The organism is Pseudomonas sp. ICMP 460, assembly GCF_002723595.1.
Taxonomy (GTDB): Bacteria; Pseudomonadota; Gammaproteobacteria; order Pseudomonadales; family Pseudomonadaceae; genus Aquipseudomonas; species Aquipseudomonas kitaguniensis.
The window spans coordinates 28,959-44,303 of record NZ_LKBR01000029.1 but is presented as its reverse complement, the minus strand read 5'-3'; the positions used below and the strand labels follow the sequence as shown (position 1 = coordinate 44,303).

The 15,345-nt window shown below is 59.4% G+C and carries 13 protein-coding genes; 3 read left to right on the top strand and 10 right to left on the bottom strand.

Annotated elements, in window-relative coordinates:
- Nucleotides 1–30: 30 nt before the first annotated feature.
- Nucleotides 31–291: a hypothetical protein gene (locus tag AO240_RS19155; protein WP_058411264.1), complete on the bottom strand. Its 261-nt coding sequence runs from the start codon at nt 289–291 to the stop codon at nt 31–33.
- Nucleotides 292–635: 344 nt separating this feature from the next.
- On the opposite strand from AO240_RS19155, the gene AO240_RS19150 reads away from it, so the two are divergent.
- Nucleotides 636–1,961 (top strand): sigma-54 dependent transcriptional regulator, encoded by a 1,326-nt coding sequence (locus AO240_RS19150; RefSeq protein ID WP_099238350.1) that lies wholly within the window; start codon nt 636–638, stop codon nt 1,959–1,961.
- Between the two features lie 62 nt (nt 1,962–2,023).
- Here the strand turns inward: AO240_RS19150 and AO240_RS19145 are convergent, their stop codons facing one another.
- From AO240_RS19145 to AO240_RS19115, 7 genes are all read right to left on the bottom strand, one after another.
- Complete coding sequence (locus tag AO240_RS19145; protein WP_099238348.1) at nt 2,024–3,334, bottom strand: transporter; 1,311 nt, start codon at nt 3,332–3,334, stop codon at nt 2,024–2,026.
- 51 nt (nt 3,335–3,385) lie between these two features.
- A complete protein-coding gene (locus AO240_RS19140) occupies nt 3,386–4,135 on the bottom strand; it encodes a hypothetical protein (protein ID WP_099238346.1) in 750 nt (249 codons plus the stop codon).
- Between the two features lie 37 nt (nt 4,136–4,172).
- Nucleotides 4,173–4,850 carry a C39 family peptidase gene (locus tag AO240_RS19135; protein WP_099238344.1) on the bottom strand — a complete coding sequence of 226 codons (678 nt, stop codon included), beginning with the start codon at nt 4,848–4,850 and terminating at the stop codon, nt 4,173–4,175.
- A gap of 62 nt (nt 4,851–4,912) precedes the next feature.
- Nucleotides 4,913–5,593: a heme utilization protein gene (locus tag AO240_RS19130; RefSeq protein ID WP_099238342.1), complete on the bottom strand. Its 681-nt coding sequence runs from the start codon at nt 5,591–5,593 to the stop codon at nt 4,913–4,915.
- Between the two features lie 68 nt (nt 5,594–5,661).
- Nucleotides 5,662–6,225, bottom strand: a complete 564-nt coding sequence (locus AO240_RS19125) for an adhesin (RefSeq protein WP_099238340.1) — start codon at nt 6,223–6,225, stop codon at nt 5,662–5,664.
- A gap of 1 nt (nt 6,226) precedes the next feature.
- Nucleotides 6,227–6,685 carry a hypothetical protein gene (locus AO240_RS19120; protein ID WP_099238338.1) on the bottom strand — a complete coding sequence of 153 codons (459 nt, stop codon included), beginning with the start codon at nt 6,683–6,685 and terminating at the stop codon, nt 6,227–6,229.
- 366 nt (nt 6,686–7,051) lie between these two features.
- Nucleotides 7,052–8,047, bottom strand: a complete 996-nt coding sequence (locus AO240_RS19115) for a FecR family protein (protein ID WP_099238336.1) — start codon at nt 8,045–8,047, stop codon at nt 7,052–7,054.
- A 152-nt stretch (nt 8,048–8,199) separates the two neighbouring features.
- On the opposite strand from AO240_RS19115, the gene AO240_RS19110 reads away from it, so the two are divergent.
- A complete protein-coding gene (locus tag AO240_RS19110; RefSeq protein ID WP_058411255.1) occupies nt 8,200–8,469 on the top strand; it encodes a PepSY domain-containing protein in 270 nt (89 codons plus the stop codon).
- Between the two features lie 19 nt (nt 8,470–8,488).
- Here the strand turns inward: AO240_RS19110 and AO240_RS19105 are convergent, their stop codons facing one another.
- Nucleotides 8,489–13,633: a dermonecrotic toxin domain-containing protein gene (locus AO240_RS19105; RefSeq protein WP_099238334.1), complete on the bottom strand. Its 5,145-nt coding sequence runs from the start codon at nt 13,631–13,633 to the stop codon at nt 8,489–8,491.
- 170 nt (nt 13,634–13,803) lie between these two features.
- Here AO240_RS19105 and AO240_RS19100 point away from each other — a divergent pair, with 170 nt between their 5' ends.
- Nucleotides 13,804–14,841: an Ldh family oxidoreductase gene (locus AO240_RS19100; RefSeq protein ID WP_099238332.1), complete on the top strand. Its 1,038-nt coding sequence runs from the start codon at nt 13,804–13,806 to the stop codon at nt 14,839–14,841.
- Nucleotides 14,842–14,873: 32 nt separating this feature from the next.
- Here the strand turns inward: AO240_RS19100 and AO240_RS19095 are convergent, their stop codons facing one another.
- On the bottom strand, nt 14,874–15,194 hold the full coding sequence (locus AO240_RS19095; protein ID WP_032875861.1) for a YqjD family protein: 321 nt from the start codon (nt 15,192–15,194) through the stop codon (nt 14,874–14,876).
- Between the last annotated feature and the right edge of the window lie 151 nt (nt 15,195–15,345).

Genomic DNA, 15,345 nt, shown 5'->3' with positions numbered 1-15,345 from the left:
ACGGCAATGATCGGAAGTGGCTGCATCGATTTACTTGGGCATTGCCCACGACTGCAACTGATAGCCATCTTTGTCGAGTTCGGCACGCGCCTGCAGCAACAAATCTTCTAGCTGGGTTGCATCGGTATAGGTGCTCGAAGACAGCTGTTTGCTGCCGATACGGGTATTGGTGCGGTCGATGACGCTCAGGCTGAGTGCGCCATTGCCATCGTGCCAGGCCACGCACTGAAAGGGTTGGAAAGCACGGTCTGCGATCAAAAGAGCTTCGTTGATGCGGAGCGGGGCGTTCATGTGGTTCTTCTCTCTAATTGCCCAATCAAGTGAGTGCCGTCGGTTGGGCGGGCCGCACGGCGAGTTACTTGTACTGATGCACGATGGCGGGGTACGGGTCACATGTTAGAGCAAGAAATTTTAAGCTCGCGTGATTGAAGTCATCTAAGCGGCTGTTTTAGAGGCGCAATTCAGGTGTCGATCAACCTCGACTTTTTTCCCTGAAATCGACAGAGGTGGCTTTTTGCCCGCACTTATAGCGAAACGGTACAAAGGCCGCGTCAATATCTTGATAGTGTGAGCCCCAGTCACTACAAATCCTTGTTTATAAATAATTTTAACGATATTGGCGCCAAGGAATAGTCATGGTTACTACACCTGTCCAGCGCCGCCTGCTTGTGGTTGACCCCTGTGATGATTGTCACGCGCTGTTGCCCGGCCTGCGCACCGCCGGGTGGCAAGTGGACAGTTGTGCGCTCAGTGCGGTCGGTGACCGCTCATGTGATGTGGGCCTGTTGCGTTTGCAGCCGTTTCATTTTGAACGCCCGGAGGCGGTCAAAGAGCTCATCAGCCGCAGTGGCACCGAATGGATCGCCGTGCTCAGCCAGGATGTTTTACGCCTGCAAAACGTCGGCGATTTCGTTTGCGAATGGTTCTTTGACTTCCACACGCTGCCGTTTGATGTGTCTCGTGTGCAGGTCACGCTGGGGCGTGCCTTCGGCATGGCGCGCCTGCGCGGCAAAGGCCACACGCTGGTGGACGAGCCCGAACATGAATTGCTCGGCGACAGCCGCTCTATCCGCGACTTGCGCAAATTGCTCGCCAAACTGGCGCCCACGCAATCCCCGGTACTGATTCGCGGCGACAGCGGCACCGGCAAAGAGCTGGTCGCCAAGACCTTGCATCGCAAATCCCAGCGGCACGCCAAGCCGTTCGTTGCGATCAACTGTGGCGCAATTCCCGAACACCTGATTCAGTCCGAGCTGTTTGGCCACGAGAAAGGCGCGTTTACCGGCGCCCATCAGCGCAAGGTCGGGCGCATCGAGGCGGCGAACGGCGGCACGCTGTTCCTGGATGAAATTGGCGATTTGCCGATGGAATTACAAGCCAATCTGCTGCGTTTTCTGCAGGAAAAACACATTGAGCGGGTTGGCGGCAGCCAGCCGATCCCGGTGGATGTGCGGGTGCTGGCGGCCACTCACGTCGACCTCGAAGCCGCGGTCGAAAAGGGCACCTTCCGCGAAGACTTGTACTACCGGCTGAATGTGCTGCAAGTGATGACCGCGCCGCTGCGTGAGCGGCATGGCGACGTGGCGATGTTGGCCAACCACTTTTCGCGTTTCTACAGTCAGGAAACCGGCCGGCGCCCGCGCAGTTTCAGCGAGGATGCGCTGGTCGCCATGGGGCAGCACCCCTGGCCGGGCAATGTGCGCGAACTGGCCAACCGTGTGCGCCGTGGCCTGGTGCTGGCGGAAGGGCGGCAGATCGAGGCGGCGGATCTGGGCTTGCAAGGCGCGCGCGCAATCGCCTTGCCCATGGCGACGCTGGAGCATTACAAGCACCGCGCCGAGCGTCAGGCGCTGTGCGATGTGCTCAACCGGCACAGCGACAACATGAGTGTCGCGGCCCGTGTGCTGGGGGTTTCGCGGCCGACGTTCTACCGGTTGCTGCACAAGCACCAGATTCGCTAGCAGCGGTAAACCAAAAGCCGCGCAACGACACGGGTCGTTGCGCGGCTTTTGCGTGTGGCTGGTTAGAAGTAGTACGGGAATTTCAAGCTGAAGGTAAAGTCCGGCGCGTCATCGGTCATGCCTATCGACAAGTTCGGCACTATCGTCAGGTTGTCCGTGGCCGCAATCGTCATGCCGACGTTGAAATAACCGGCGTTGGCGTCGCTGGAAACCACCGATTGCCAGTCTTGCCCGCCCTGTTTGATCTTGCTTTTGCGCTGCACCAGGTCCGACACGGAAAACGACATACTCATCTTCTCGTTGAGTGCAAAAGCGACCCCAAGGCCCAACTGGAAGCTGTCACCCAGGCTGATTTTGCCGGGGACTTTCTGGTTGACGTTGGGGCTGATATCGCCGAATGACTCCTCGAAGTTATGCGTATACGACAGCGAACCGAACAGCACCGCCGGGTCGACGGTTTTCACCAGCGAGATACCTGGCGTTACCGACCACACACCGTTACCGGTCGGCAAACTGGCCGGCACCGCGAGGTTGTTGTTCTGCGCTTGTTCGATCAGCTTGATGCCATACGGCTCTTTGCCGGTCGGCGCCTTGACCCGCACCGACAGCACGGCGTCCGGCAGGTTGGCGCTTTCATCGAGAAATTTGTAAGCGACACCGAAGTTCACGTCGCCAATGGTCGGGTCTCGCGTGACCGAGGCTTCGGATGTTGCGGTGGAGTCACCGTTGGCGCCACCGGACTGGTAAGTCGATTCGCGGTAGATCACCGGCACGTTCACGTCGAATTGCCAGCGGTTGTCGAGGTTGTAACGCCCGGTCAGGTCCAGCGTCCAGCTATCGGACTTGATCCGGTCCAGGTTGATATTGCCGAGGAAGATCGAGTCCAGCGCCAAAAAGCCGTTGAGCGACAACTGGCGCGCATCGTAGCGGGAATAGGTGACGCCGGTTTCCAGGCTGAACCGGCCATTGCCGAAAAAGCCACTGGCCTCGTTATACAGGTTGCTCACGCTTTGTGCCGGTGCCGAATCGTCTTTCAGGCTTTGCCCGTAGGAGCTGCTGCTGCCTGCACCGCCCGACGCCGCTGCGGCGCCCACCCCCGGCGTTTGGCCGGCCACGGCGCTGCCGCCTTTCTGAAAGTCTGCGGGTGACTTGACCAAGCGTTTAGGGGAGGGTGCGGCGGGTTGGTCTTCTACCTGGCGTACACGTTGCTCCAGTACCGCCAGTGCTTTTTGCTGCATGTCATAGCGTTGTCTGAGCTCAAGCAGCTCGCGTTTCAAGGTTTCTATATCGGCATCCGGTGCGGCGTAGAGAGCGGATGCGGGCAGGAGCGTGCTTAAACATATAGCGGCATGTAACGATAAAGATCGATGCATGAAATAAGCCGTCCCATTTTTTAATGCGTAAGTGTCGTGGCTCAGCGTAGTTCAGTAACCGGAAGGGCGTAGGCCCTTGAGTTGCTCAAGGTTGAGGTTCTGCGTGAGGCTGTTCAAACCGTTGCTGCCCAGCACCACATTGAGTTGGGTCGAGTTCGCAATGGCGTTGAAATCGCCTTTGATAATCGTGCCTTGGCTGACGGCGCCACCGCCGATCTGCTGCAATACGCTGCCCTGATTGTTATTGGCTTGGAGCGCGAGTTGCAGCCCGCCATTTTGCGCGGTTACCGTCACTTGGCCGGCAGCCGTGCTGCCGGTAATCGGCTGGCCAGCCACCAGCGCTTGCCCGGACTGCACATAGTTGGCGGGTGCCAGGCCATTGCGCGTCACGTTGATGTCGACGCCATTGGTGGCGCTGTTGCCGTCACCGGCCGCGCGCACGCTTTGCACCACGCCTTGGCCCGTGCCGAGGCCTGCGCCACCCACCACCGTGCCGGTGCCATCGGCTTGCTTGGCTGAGCCTGCGCCATCGTGCCCGCTGACTTGCACATAAAACTGCGGCGCCACGGTAGTTGCGTTGATCTGCATGTTGGCGGTGCCGGTCACGCTGGCGCCGGCGGCGTTGGTCCAGGTGCTGCTCATCACAATGCCAAAGCTGATAATGCGCCCGGGCATCACATAACGTCCGCGCAGCTCGGCCATTTCGGCGTCCCTGAGTTCGATCGGCTTGAATGCCGAGGCGGCATAAGCCGGTGCGCAGGTGGCCAGGCACATCAGCGTCAGCCAGCGTAGGGTGTTCATCGTCTGCTCCTGGAGCGTCCTGCCCCTTGTTGCGCTGCTAGAAGAAGTCGCTCTGGATAAACCCGAAGTCCATCAATTCGCTGTCACGCACCGGGCTGAAGGCGTTCAACTGGCCCTTGGCGGTCAGCGGTGCAGCCGGTGTGAGCAGGGCGTTGGCCTTGTCATAGCCCTCGCCGATGACGGCAAACACGATGCCGTTCCAACCCTTGACGAAATCGTCCCTGGTATAACGCTTGTTGCCCAGCACGGGGTCGCCGATATACACCCAGTCGTTGTCGGCACGCTGCAACACCACAAAATGCTTGTAGCCGCGAATGTCCAGCAGCACCACAACCGGCACTTTCAGGGTCACCAGCACGTGCGGCTCAACGCGGTAGCCCTTGGCGCGCATCTGGATGCTTTCCAGGTAGCGCTTCATGTCGAGCATCGAAAAACCCTGCGTGCGCACCAGGTCTTGGTCAGCGTTGACCAGCATGCCCTTGATGACGTGGTCTTCATCCACATCCATCCAGTAGGCTTGGCGCAGGATGGTCGCCAGCGCGGCGGCGCCGCAGCTGAAATCGGTTTTCTGTTCCACCAGGTTGGCAAACTTGCGCTCGCGCAGGCTCTCGACTTTCTTGTAGATCACCGCACCGTTGGGCATGACCACGGCCATTTGCGCCGCCCAGGTCGGGCCGGTGAGTGCTAGCAGAAGGAGGCAGGTAACGCGCCGCATGATCGAATCGCCTGTTGGACACTGGAAATAAAAAGGGCCTTGTTGCCAAGGCCCGATCTGCATCAGAAGCGCGTGATTGCTACGTTGTTTTGCGCTTGGTTGTTGCCACCCGACAGGGTGTTGGTACCCACTACACCCGAAGCGTGGTTGAACGAGTTGTTCACGCTGGCGCTGTTTGCCACGGCTTTGCTTTGGCCGTAATAGCCGTTGCCGCTGCTGAGGTTGACGCTGAGGTTACCCGACACGTCTTGCACGGCATTGACGGTGGCGCTGCCGGCTTTGCCGTTGCCCGAGTTGATGACAGTGCTGTTGCTGCCTTGGTTGGACGTACCCGAGGCGACGGTCGACTGAATGATGCCCGAGCCGTTGTTGCCACTGTCGTTGACCGAGGCGCTGTTTTTGCTGGCGCTGTTGATCACCAGGTTGCCGCCGGACGATTGCTTGGAGTTAACCGTGGCAAACACGAAATCGGCATCGCCAGAGGTGATTGCAACGTCGTTTTTGCCTTGGTTGTTATCGCCGCTCAGGGTGTTGTTGCCGACCACACCGCTGTAGTTGTTGAGCGAGTTGTTAACCGACGCGCTGTTTTCGGTTTTGTCATTGAGCACCACGTTGCCGTGGTTGTTTTGGCCGTCATTCGCGGTCGCGTTAGACGTGGTGGTAGGGCCGCTCGCTTGAGCAGCAACAGCCATCAGTGCAGCCAGAGCGAAAGCCAGTGGTTTCAGAGCCATTGTAGTTTTCATGGTGTATCCCCTTGCTTCTAATGAGTAGGTTAAGTGTGTTGATACGGTGTAGCGAAGACTCAGCTCGATCAGTTGAGTCTTAAGTTCAGGGTGTTAGCCACCTGGTTCCCCACCCCTGCGCTCTGGTTGACCTGCACCACTCCACGGCTGCCGGTGAAGGCCTGGTCGCTGGTCGCGACCTGGCGGCTGCCAGTGGTAGAGGTCAACCCTGAGTCGGTTGCAAGCGCAACGTTCTGCTGCGACATGACGCTGTCGTCGATGCTTTGCGGGCCAGCGCTGACGCTGATTCGCACGGCATTGATCATCTGGTTTTGGGCGCCGGCGGACTGGTTGACGCTCAGTGCACCGTTGCCATGACTGAACGCGTTGCCCTGGATCGCGGCCTTGGCGTTGAGCGAGCGGTCGGCCGCTGCGCCGCTGATTGTTTGCGTGACGGTGAGGCTCGACGCGGCGTTGTGGCCCACCGTAATGGCGAGGTTGTTACTCAGTTGTTGCTGGTCCCCGGCGGCCTGGTTGATCAAGGCAACGCCGTTGTACTGCGTGCCGCTGTTATCAATCGTCGCGTTGTTATTGCTGTCGGCCATTGCGGTTGTGCAAGCGAGCGCAGCAATCAGCATCCAGGAATGCTTCATCTCATCGCCCCCCGGCCATGCCGCCAAGGTTATTGAGGGGTGCAAGGCCGCTGGAGAGCGCGCCGTTAATCGTGCCGGAAATACCGCTGCCACTGCCGCTGCCGCTGCCGTGCCCGGCCGCACTGCCGACGCCAAGGCCTGCGCCGCTGCCGGTATTGCCCAGGCCTGGCAGGTTGCCGCCCGGCAAAATACTGCGGGTGATACTTGCGCCGCTGCTGATGCCCGCGATGTCGTTGTCGCTGAGTTCGCCGTTGGCGGCGCGCATGATCTGTGCCGACGGGTTGGCATTGACGGTAGTGGGGTAGGGGTCAATGCCGCGTGAACGGCCCATCGCGTAAGGCTGGACCTGGCGTTCAATCACAATCACCCCGTCGCCGGCGAGCACGGGAAGGCTCGCGCTTGCACTCAGTAAAGCGCTGATCAGCAAGAGGCTTGGCAAGCTTGGATTGTGTGTGTCCACGGCAACGTTCCTTATGGGGCGCGCTGACCTGAGCAGCGCTGTAAGGACTAGAGCAGAAGCCGTGCCGCTTTTTATTTATCTTTATTATTCAATTGGTTGAATTTAATAGAAGGCAAAGTAGTGGCACTGTTGTAACGTCAGCGAGACACTCACCCGCCTGGCCAATCTGCTGGCCGTCAACCCCGACCATGCTGCGCGGATTTGGTTCAGCTGTATCAACGCTGTAACACTCAACCTCAGAAACCCTTGACCCTGTGCGGCACGGGCGATGCAGGGCAGCGCGGTGTAACAGAAGTGGACACTGCGCTGCAAAATAGCGGCCGAACTGTCCCCGGCCTCCTGAAACGGAGGCGGCAAACAGCTCGGTCAGCCTTTGGGTGCTTTACGCGGGATTGAATTGAGTACGGGGTTGCCGTCCTGGTTCTGGGTCAGGTAGACCGGCAAAACCTTGGGCAGGGAGGGGATGAGGTTGTTGACCTCGTTGATGTTGTAGATGCCGCCGATGCGAATCGTCCCGGTACTCGCGTCTGCCAGCAGCACCGGTTTGCTCAGGTAGCGGTTGATCAGCGGCAACGCATCGGCCAGCGCCAGGTTGTCGAGCACCAGCTTTCCCTGACGCCACGCAAGGGCTGCGTCATTGGGGTTGATCGCAGCAACGTGTGGGGCCACATCACCGGGGTGATAACTGGCTTGCATGCCAGGGCTGAGCGGCACACTGGCGTGCAGCGTGTCACTTGAGACCTGCACCGAGCCTTCAAGCAACATCACCCGCACCTGGTCTTCGTACTTCCAGACGTTGAATTGTGTACCCGTGACCCGAACCTGCCCTTCGCCCGCCCGTACGATAAACGGGTGATTGCTGTCATGGGTGACCTTGAAAAAAGCTTCGCCCTTGTTCAGCGTGACCCGGCGCTGGTCCTTGTAATGGCGGTAAACAAGTTCAGTGCCCAGGTTCAATTCGACCTGGCTGCCATCGCCAAGGGTGACCTTGCGCAGGCCATCATTGGCTTCAAAGTGCTCATACGAACTGGGCAGCCAGCCGGCTTGCCAACCGGTAAAGGCAGCGAGTGGCAACGCGGCGAGGCAAATAGCGGCGGCCACCGCGTAGCGATGCACGCGCCTGCGCGGCGTCAACTGCACCACCGGCGTTACAGGCGCCCTGCGCGGCAGGTGGTCGGCCACGTCCCAGACTTCGAGCATGGCCGCGTATTCAAAAGCGTGCAGCGGATGCGCATCGTGCCATTGCGCAAACGCCTGACGCTCGCCTGCCGTGCAATCGCTGGCATGCAGGCGCATGCACCAATGCGCGGCGGCGTCGGTGATGGCGTCATATTCGGCTTCTGAAAGGGGCTTATCGCTCATTGGCTCATCCTGATTTCGCTCATTCTAACCTCCCAAGGCGGACGGCGAGAACAACCATCATGGCGATTGCACATCAATTGGAACTTATTCTCGTTTGAAAACCTCAGAAAATCGAGGACACGCGTCCGTCATTCCCACAATGGAGAACGAACATGTTGAAGAAAACCTTAGCTGCCCTGTGTGCAACCACTGCTCTGCTGAGTGCCGGCGCAGCCCTGGCCGATAAGCCTGGCGCTGGCTGGATCACCATCGAGAAGGCCATTGAAGTCGCCAAGACCAAGGCTGGGTACATCGAGGTCTACGCGGCCGAAGCAGACAACGATGGCTATTGGGAAGTCAAAGGCCGCAAGTCCGATGGCACCGTCTATGAAGCACGTATCGACGGCGCCTCCGGCAACGTCCTGCGTGATCAGAAAGACTGACCGCGGCTCCGGGGGCTGTTCAGGCCCCCGAATCCAACTGACGGCCCAAGTGAGTAATCAGAAACGTCACCGAGTCGGCATTGGTCAAGATGGTGTCAATGCGTTTGTCGGCGTTGCTCATGAAAATCTTTCGAGCATCGTTAAGGTCCAGGGCGCCGGTGGCGTGCAGCACCGAGCGGCCAATCTCTTGGGTTGAAGTGGCGAGCCCGTAGTCTTCCCATGCCGCAGAAACAGTGTTCCACGTCTTGAACAGCATCGTCGCCGGTGTGAGCGTGGACAGCGCCGTCGTGCTCAGGTCGTCCATGTCTGTTTTGAGCGCCAACGCGCCGGGCCGGGTGGTGTTAACCAGGTCAGAGAAAGGTCGCATGCTGTCCAGGTAGGCGATGTCTTCGGTGTTGAACTTTAGATGCGTCAATTCATGTATAAGCACCGCAGCTCTCGCATGCGCGGAGACGTCGAAGGGTGAGTTCAAGCGATTCTGGTACTCATCCAGGCATGGATCAAAGAATCGATCCAGCAAGTACAGAGTTTTCCCTCTGTCATCCGGCAGCGTGAAGGCGTAGCTCAATTGTGTATTCAGCCGGCTGGTGCCACTGACAAAACGTTTGGAATTCGGGCCGGTCAAGGTGGGGTCGCTTAACGCGTCAAGTATGCCATCGACGATCCGTTCGATTCTGCTGAGCTGATCAGGGGTCAGGCTGGTCACCCCAAACATTTCGCCTAAAAAAATGCCCAAGCGGCTGTTGGGATCGCGCAGCGTTGAAAAGTGAGCGATGTTGCGTTTGCAGTTGACGGTGTAATAAGTAGCCACGTTCAAGGCTTCCGTGATGACCTGAGCTTTCCAGCTGGACAGGGCGGCGATTGCCCGGATGCCCGTGGCCTGGATGTTAATCGCCTCGCGTTCGCCGGTTCGCGTCCTGATGCGTGACAGCACTTTGCCGAAGCGCGGGTTGTGCAGGTTAAGGTCCAACACCCATTTGCCGTGTGCATTACAGCCCACACAAGGCCCCGCATATTCGTCGTTGGCCAGGCGCCAGGTGTCTGCGGTTTTCTCAACCGAATACACCTTGCCTGCCAACGGCACGTAGTATTTCAAGGTCGCCTGGTCTTTATACACAGAGACTGCGGTACGCTGCTCAAGGTCTTCGAGCGCGATACCGTGCGCCTCGAATGGCTGTAGCCGAGTACGTGAAGAGGCGGTGATGTTCAGGGTCGCCAGCGTTGTCGCCGTCGGCAGCGTGTCGTCTGACAGTTCGCCCAGCGGAATCTCTTTTTCCGTGGGTGGCGACTGCGCCGTACCCTCAAGTTCACTGCGCAGCGAGGCCATTTCAGCCATGCCCAAAATAAAATCGCGTAATGCAGCCTTCCAGTGGTGCACTTGCAGCGCTTCGGCCGAGCGCTTGAACAGCGTGTAGCTGCGCCATACCACCAGTGGGTACGCGAGTTTTCCGGCCATAAAATGCACCGCCGTGGGAATGCCGTCACCCAACAGGCTGACGGCCCGGTCCCACAGCAGCTTGGCGCCTTTTTCGAATTGGCAGGCAAGCATCTTGAGCAGGATTTGCCGGGTGTCCTCGAACAGGTAGTGAAGCAGGTGGCCGTTGACCGGCGTCGAGGCCAGGCTGATCTCGGAGGGGCGATAATGGTCGCTTTTCAGCAAGTCCCGATACACCGCCTGTTGAGGGTTTGCCAGGTGCATGATGACCCAGTCCTGAAGGTGCCCCGGGCGATCTATTTCATCCAGCAGTGCGTGCGCGTCCGCGTATTCCTTAAGTACATGGTTATCGCTGTAGGGCGCGTACAGCACCAAAGGTGCCGAGGCTGCAGTTTCAGCCCCGATCAAAAACATGCCCGCCACCTTGACGGGTGTGGCGCCTTCGGTCGCCACCAACTCCAGCGGGCGAATCAGTGCCGTTGCTCCGGCCAGCGTCGCGCGCGCCAAGGCGTCGGGCATATCGAAAACCTGTTGGACCCAGCTCAGCGCCTGCGCGGACAACTGTTCCTGCAGCGCCAACTCGTGGGCGTACTGCAAGGTTTGCCAGGGCAATTGTCGGCAAAACAGCCGGCGCCGTTCACGCCCTGCCGGCGTACTCACATCCAGCAGGCTGTTCAAGCGTTTCTGGTAGGCGGCTTTCAGGTCCAACTGCCGGACTATTTGAATCACCGCACTTGCGTTCAATGTGTTCGGCAGGGGCGTGGCGCTGCGTGAGCGAGGCCGGATATTTTCGGCGTCCAGGTTAGGCCAGTGCCGCAAGGCAAAATCGGTCAGGCTGTAGTCATGGATGTCGAGGGCTTGGTGAACGGGGATCAGAATGTTATCCGGGTCCAGTGCCAGGCCGGGAAAGCGTGCCTCCAACAGCGCCTGCAGTGCGCTGAACGTGTGCGTGCGCAGGGGCGTGATGCCCTTCAGGTAATCTTCTTGCTCAGGCGCGTTGTTATGGTATTGCTCCAGAAGTTCTGCCTGATGCAGTTGGTCTGCGGCAGGCGCCATGCCCAACCACACTGGCAGGGCCTGCTGGTTGATCAGGGTGCTGGCCAGCGGAATAGCCCTGGCAAGGTTGGTCGGCGCCGGTTGCTCGATCACGCGGTCGAGGCGGTCTTGCAGCGCGCGAGCGCCTAAACCCATGGCCAGCAAGTGGTCAACACCGCTCATCACATAGTCGTTGTAGGTCTGCAGACGATTATCCAGCACGTTGTCGTCAATGCGTTGCAGTTGGCCCAATTGATAGACCTGATGCGGCGCAGGCATCGCGTTGGGCAGGTTTTCCAGCAGGCTCAAGCGTTTGACCGGATGTTCAAGGCGCTGTGTGACTTCCTCGTGCAAGGTTTGAATCGAGCTGAACACCTCATGCCCGCGCCGGGGTGTCCAGAGTATGGCCAGGCCGGAACGCTGAGGGTCGATACCGCCGCGTTCAGTCAGCACAAACAGGTTGGCAAGGCTCTGAGCCACAGGCGGCGTGCCGGTGTTCAGGGTCAATGCGTAGGCGTCCGGAAGAAACCCGTTGAGGCCGTGCCGGGTCAAGCGCAGCAGGCTGTCGGGCCTGAGCACGGTGTCGACGGTTTCCTCGCTGCGCGGCGTCATGGTTTTATTCAGCAACCTCAGTTGTGCCTCGCTGCGTAACCCAAGGAGCATCGCGTGGGTATGTTTTTCGCGAGTGTTGCCAAGGAACAAGCGCGTAAGGTCGCGCATCGAGTGCTTGGCGAACACCAGCAATACTTGATTGATCACCGTGTTGAAGGTTTTCAGCGTCATGCTGTGCAGTTTCTGAGCGACGCCCTGGCTGCGCGGGCGATAAAGCCAGGTTCGGGATGAGTCGTTCAGCGCAGGGGTTTCAAGGCTCAGGCGCTCGATAAAGTGCTCAACCATGCTCAGGGACGCCACCGGCGGGCGCTCTTCACGCTCTTCGGCAGTCGTGGCATAGGTGTTGATGTACACCTCATCGGCGTTGAGGTCCTGTTGCTGCAGTTGCAATTGCGTGTTCAGCACAAGGGTGACCATGCTGCGCAATGTCGGGTGGTTTTCACGGTCAACCGCCAGTGCCGCCTGCGCTGCCTCCAGGCGCTGAAGCTGCAGCTTGGCGCGTTCGGCCTTGACCGTTGAAGGGCGGCCATTGCCACGGGTGACAGGGTGCACCGTCCAGCGCCCGGCAGTCTCCAACGGCGCCAGGCGGTCATCGAGCATTGTGCGTATGTCCAGCGCGTAATCGAGCAGAGGCGCCAGGTCTACCTGACCATCGCTGCGCCGGTATAGCGCCAGCGCATGGTGCATGTTGTCGATCTGCTTGCGCGCTATGTCTTCCACTACGCCGGTAAAAACGCTGTGGGTGATCGGTCGCGCAGCGATGTTTATCTGGTCCAGGCCAATAAACACATTGCGCTCATCCAGTGACAGAAAGTTGAGCAGCTCATCCTCGTGCCCTGCGGCCTTGAGCAGGCTCAGCAGACAATCTTTCAGATCATCCAGGTCTTTGAGCACCTGCAACCCCCGAGATTGCGTGTAAAGGTACGCGCGGCGCTCGCTGATCATCAGCGTGCTGGCCAGTTCCACGTAATGTTGATACGGGGCGTGGATGCGCACTTTTTCCACGCTCAGTTTTTTCGCGTAGGCGCTGCGTGCGGTCTGGTCAGGCAGGAACAGTGCCTGCAGCATATGGCTTTCGTCGGCACTGATGATTTGCCCCTGGCGCTTGAGCAGCACATCAACGCGAAACTTTTCAGCCATCACCTGCGCGAACAGTTCCAGGCGTGAGGTGCCGTTGTCGATGTCCTCGTTCCAGTAAGTCTGCAGCAGACTCTCCAGCAGTTTTGAGAGAATGTTGGCACTCTTTTCGACCAGCGTTTGCCACTGCTGATGGTCGTGTTCGCGCTGCGCCGGGGTGAAGGCGGTGGTGACATGCTTTGGGTTGGCAAACTCGCGGGTTTGTTCTTTCGGCCAGGCATGGTTCACATAGAACTGTAAGAGCGCCTCGCTTAATGGCAGTGAATCGACCCAGCGTCGACTGCCATCCTCCGTATTTCGGATAAAACAGTTCACCTTCGTGTGGCGTTGGTCCAGGCCCGGGAAGTTAACGCGCGCCATGATGCCGAGCAGCGTGTCGAGCATGCCGGGCAGCGTGGGGGTGTGTTGCAATTGCTCAAGCGTCGCCTGTACGTTGGCTTGCTGGCACACCCGAAGTGTCTGCTCCTGGTCTTCCATGACGGCGCCTTCGACGGTGGCGGTGGTCAACGCTATCGAGGTGCCCAGCGGCAAGGCGTTGCGCTGGGCAATCGACACGAATTTCAGCAAGTCCTGGCGCTGCACCGCATCCGCCAGTTGCTCGCGGACCGCCACCAGCAGCGCGGCATGATTATCGCTGACCTGAATGCCGCCGTAGGGCGTGTAGAAAAGCGCCTTGCCGGCGTCCGGGGTCGGGCTGATCAAAAAGGCGCCGGCGATGGGGATGGGTGCGTGCCCCGCGACGTTGATCAGCAGCTTTTCGACACGCATCGGATAGCCCAGCAGTTGGGTGTCCTGGCGCGCAGCGTCACTGGCGTAATACAAGTTATGCAGCCAATCAAGATCCTTGACGGTGAGCCCCAGCGCACGTTCGCGCGCGCTCGGGGTTTTGCGGCTGATGGGCAGCAGGAATTCGTCAAAAAAATACGGCGGGGTGGCGCGTAGCATGGTGTGTTTCCATCGTGCGTAGGAAACCACAGGTTAAGTACGCGTCAGGCGCAGGCGGCGGTAGATAATCAGCCCCGGCACACGTTGACAGCAGGTGCGTTGCGTGGTGTTTAATCAACTGCCTGAATGTTCATTCGTTGCCCCTGCCAATCATAAAAACGGAGCTTCAAATGTCTGCGCAGTCTCCGACAGCTAACGCAGTTTGCACGTCAATCGGCTTCAACCAGCTTGTGCAATTGCTTCAACAGGTTTTCGTCGCGCACGGCACCTCGCCAGACGTGGCGGCCATCCTGGCGCATAACTGTGCCAGCGCCGAACGCGATGGTGCGCATAGCCACGGTATCTTCCGAATCCCTGGCTACCTCAGCACCCTGGCCAGCGGCTGGGTCGACGGCAAAGCCACGCCGGTGGTGACTGACGTGGCGAGCGGTTTCGTACGCGTGGACGCTTGCAATGGTTTCGCTCAACCGGCGCTGGCAGCCGCGCGCTCACTGCTGGTGGAAAAGGCGCGCAGTGCCGGCATCGCGCTGTTGGCGATTCACAATTCACATCATTTTGCCGCGCTGTGGCCGGATGTCGAACCCTTCGCCGAACAAGGGTTGGTGGCGCTGAGTGTGGTCAACAGCATGACCTGCGTGGTGCCGCATGGCGCCGATCGCCCGCTGTTTGGCACCAACCCCATCGCGTTTGCCGCACCCCGCGCAGACGGGCCGCCGATTGTGTTTGACTTGGCCACCAGCGCCATCGCGCATGGCGACGTGCAGATCGCCGCGCGCAAGGGTGAGCGCCTGCCGCCCGGCATGGGCGTCGATAGCCTGGGCCAGCCGACCCAAGACCCCAAAGCGATTCTTGAAGGCGGTGCGCTGTTGCCATTTGGCGGGCACAAGGGCTCGGCGCTGTCGATGATGGTCGAGTTGCTGGCCGCAGCATTGACCGGTGGCAACTTCTCGTTTGAGTTCAATTGGGCCGACCATCCGGGCGCGCGCACGCCGTGGACCGGGCAGTTAATCATCGTGATCGACCCGAGCAAAACCGCCGGGCAACACTTTGCCGAGCGCAGCCAGGAGCTGGTGCGGCAGATGCATGCGGTGGGGTTGAGAAGGTTACCGGGGGATCGGCGGCATCGCACGCGGGCGAAGTCGCTGCAAACAGGCATTGAGGTGGACGCGAACGATCTTCAGCAATTGCAGGCACTGGCCATCAGCTAAATTGGGCCGCGCGCGGGGCGCGGCCCAATGGCTCAGTTGCGGCGACCCAGCAACAGCCCAACCACCAGGCCAAAGCCTGCGGAGATGGCCACGGTCTGCCACGGGTGGCCACCGATATAGGTTTCAGTGGCATCAACCACTGGCTTGCTGCGCTCACGCACGCTGGACACCGAGTCCAGGGCTTGCTTGAGCTTGATGGCGACCTGCTCGCGCAAGGTTTCGCCTTCTTCGCCTACCAGCGAAGCGCTGCTTTTGAGCAGCTTGTCCGATTCTTCGATCAATGCCGTCAGCTCACTGAACGCTTGATCCTTGATTTGCTCTTCGACAGCTTGGGCGGCAGTTTTGCGGGCCATTGTGTGACTCCTTGCGAGTGAAAGTGACAGTGAACAATGGAGTATCGGGCTGCGTCAAAAGTTGCAGTTTTTTTGCTCAGGCGCGCTACCGGGTAAAATCCGAATCAGGAAATTTCGACCTACAGTGTAAGATGGCACCTATTTGTGCAGC